The following is a 1307-nucleotide window of genomic DNA, read 5'->3' as shown; positions in this document are numbered from 1 at the left end:
CCGCACCTTTGCACGTAAATACTACCCAACGGGCACTTATGCCCCAATTGACCAGAAAACATCACAATTCAAGTCGAAGGAGTTAACCCCTTGGCTATCTCGATGCCCTAGTCAGATTATCCGAAACAGTGCGGTTAACTGGTATCAGACTTACCAAAAATTCATGAAAGGCGTGTGTGGGCGACCTAAGCGCAAACCTAAAACTGACCGAGGTAGCATCTATCTTACTCGTGAGGTGTTCAGCTTCGAACGTTGCGAAGATGGAAACTTACGACTATTTATCGGCACGAAGACTAATAATATTGGTTACTTATCCTTTAAAGCGCATGGCAAGTTCGAGAGCCCAAACTCGCTATATGTGCGCAAAGAGCGTGGTCAATATTATGTATCTTTCTGTTATGAAGACGGCAATAGCGAAGAAGAACTTCCTAGCAATGCTGAACATTTGGAATTCTTGCAGGGTTCAACCAAAAAATATCTGGAAGAACATACTATTGGTGTAGATCGTGGCGTGGCAATTCCTGTTCACGCAGGCTCTATAACGTTCGATTTCTGCGAAAACCAGAAATCGAACATGACCAAAGCTGACCGCTATATCAAGCGACTTCAACGCAAGTTATCACGCCAGAAAAAAGGCTCTAGCCGAAGAAACAAAACCAAACATCGCATTGCTACGCACCATGCTAAAAAGGCGAATATTCGAAACGATTTTGCACATAAAACAAGTCGTTCGTTAATCGAAAGCAAGGCTAAGGTTATAGTGTTCGAGGCTTTACGAACCTCAAGCATGACGCGCAAGCCAAAGGCGAAGCAGGATGAACAAGGTCGGTATGTGTCAAACAAAGCCAAACAAAAGGCTGGGCTAAACAAGTCTATTTTAAACGTTGGCTGGCACATCATAGAGATTTACACCAAATACAAGGCCTACCAAGCAGGAAAAGCCGTCTTCAAAATACCCGCCCCGCATACCAGTCAGGAGTGCGCTGAATGCGATCACACTCACCCCGACAACCGTAAATCACAAGAGCTATTTGTGTGCGGTAACTGTGGCAATACTGACAATGCAGATAACAACGCATCAAAGGTCATAAAGAAACGGGCAATTAACCTAATATTAGACACTGGAACGGTGTTGTCTGGCGATGGAGTTCTAATAACTCAGGCAGATAGTGGACGTGGAGGCAATCGTAAGACTAGCCGAGTCAAAAGCTCGACTAGCGGTGTCCAACGAAGCGTCAAAAAAGAAAGGTTAGTAGCTTAGGCTATTATCTTGGAAGCTCGATGCCTTTAGGCGCGAGTAGTTCACA

General features: G+C 44.8%; 1 protein-coding gene. It reads left to right on the top strand.

Annotation, left to right across the window (positions count from 1 at the left end; all coding sequences use genetic code 11):
* Window positions 1-1261, top strand: a 1261-nt coding sequence (locus tag AN394_RS21095; RefSeq protein ID WP_055022514.1) for an RNA-guided endonuclease TnpB family protein, incomplete at its 5' end; no start/stop codon positions are given.
* Window positions 1262-1307 lie beyond the last annotated feature (46 nt).

Source organism: Pseudoalteromonas sp. P1-26, from assembly GCF_001401795.1.
GTDB lineage: Bacteria > Pseudomonadota > Gammaproteobacteria > Enterobacterales > Alteromonadaceae > Pseudoalteromonas.
Note: the sequence above shows the minus strand (reverse complement) of the source record. Positions and strands in the feature narration are given on the sequence as shown.